Source organism: Brachybacterium sp. Marseille-Q7125 (assembly GCF_023062615.1).
GTDB lineage: Bacteria > Actinomycetota > Actinomycetes > Actinomycetales > Dermabacteraceae > Brachybacterium.
In genome coordinates this window covers 1-1339 of record NZ_JALLAL010000122.1, presented here as the reverse complement: position 1 = coordinate 1339, position 1339 = coordinate 1, and the positions used below count along the sequence as shown (strand labels likewise).

The 1339-nt window shown below is 68.1% G+C and carries 1 protein-coding gene; it reads right to left on the bottom strand.

The features are described 5' to 3' along the window. A partial coding sequence (locus MU407_RS13980) for an ISL3 family transposase (protein ID WP_246958400.1) occupies nucleotides 1-1220 on the bottom strand: 1220 nt, incomplete at its 3' end. Nucleotides 1221-1339 lie beyond the last annotated feature (119 nt).

Sequence of the window (1339 nt, the reverse complement as noted above, 5' to 3'; positions counted from 1 at the left end):
GCGGAGCCGCGCAGATGCTCGAGACGGCCATTTATCGCTTCGGTGGGGCCGTTGCTGGTGCCGGGCAGGTCGAAGTAGGCCAGGATGTCCTGGATCCGCTGGTTCAACGTCCGGCCGAGCTTGCGCAGCTCGGGCAGCTGGGCAGGGACGCTCTCGCGCAGCGGTGTGATCACGCGCTCCATCGCGAAACGACCCAGCTCACGACTGCTCTCCCGGTATGCGGCCACGAGGTTTTGGTAGCAGACCCAGGTCGCCTCGACCTCGGCGTGCTCGTCCTTTGCGAGGAGCTCATCCAGACGGACTCGCTGGGTGGGGGTGAGCAGCCCGGTGCCGGTCAGCAGCAGCCGGCGCGCAGCATAGAGCGGGTCGGTCTTGCGGCCGCGGCGGCCGGTGAGCTGCTGCTGGATCCGGCGTCGGCAGGTCTCCACGGCATCGCCAGCCAAGCGGATGACATGGAAGGGATCCATCACCGCGATCGCCTGGGGCAGTTCCTCGCTGGTGGCGGTCTTGTAACCGGTGAACCCATCCATGGCCACCACCTCGATCCCGTCACGCCACTGCTGGGGGCGGTCTGCCAGCCAGGTCTTCAGGACCTGTTTCGAACGCCCGGGGACCATGTCCAGCAGGCGGGAGGGTCCGGAGCCCTCGCGGATGGGGGTGAGGTCGATGATCACCGTGACGTAGCGTTCACCCCGGCCGGTGTGGCGCCACACGTGCTCGTCCACGCCGATCACCCGCACCCCCTCGAAGCGGGCAGGGTCGCTGATCAACAGCCGGTAGCCCTCCTCGAGCACAGCCTGGTTCGCGGTGTTCCAGGCCACGCCCAGGCCCGCGGCGACGCGGCTTATCGAGAGGTGATCGACCACCACAGCGGTCAGGGCCCAGCGCATCCCGCCATGGGTGAGCTTGCCCCGTGCAGGCGCGGCCCGGGTCGTGTCATCCCGCCACGAGGTCCCGCAGGACCTGCAGTGATACCGGCGAACTCGTAGCAGCAGCGTGGTCGGGCGGTGACCATACGGGGTATGCGCCAGAGTGCGCGTGATCGTGCCCCGCGACAGACCCTGCGAGCCGCAACGGCGGCACCACGGATCCGGGTTGGCGACCCGGCATTCCAGCACCGCCCGGTCCGGTTCCAGGAGCTGCCCGGTTGCCACCAGGCCCAGGTCGTCAAGGTCGCAGAACGTCGTCAGGTCAGGCGAAGCGAAGGTACCGTAGGCCACGTCGAGGTCTTCCTCATGCAGGTTGGGTCAGAGCTTCCAGCATGAAGGAGACCTCGACCTCTACCCCCACACCGACGCGCCCACCCCGCGACCACCTACACCCTCATCTGCGAAGAGCC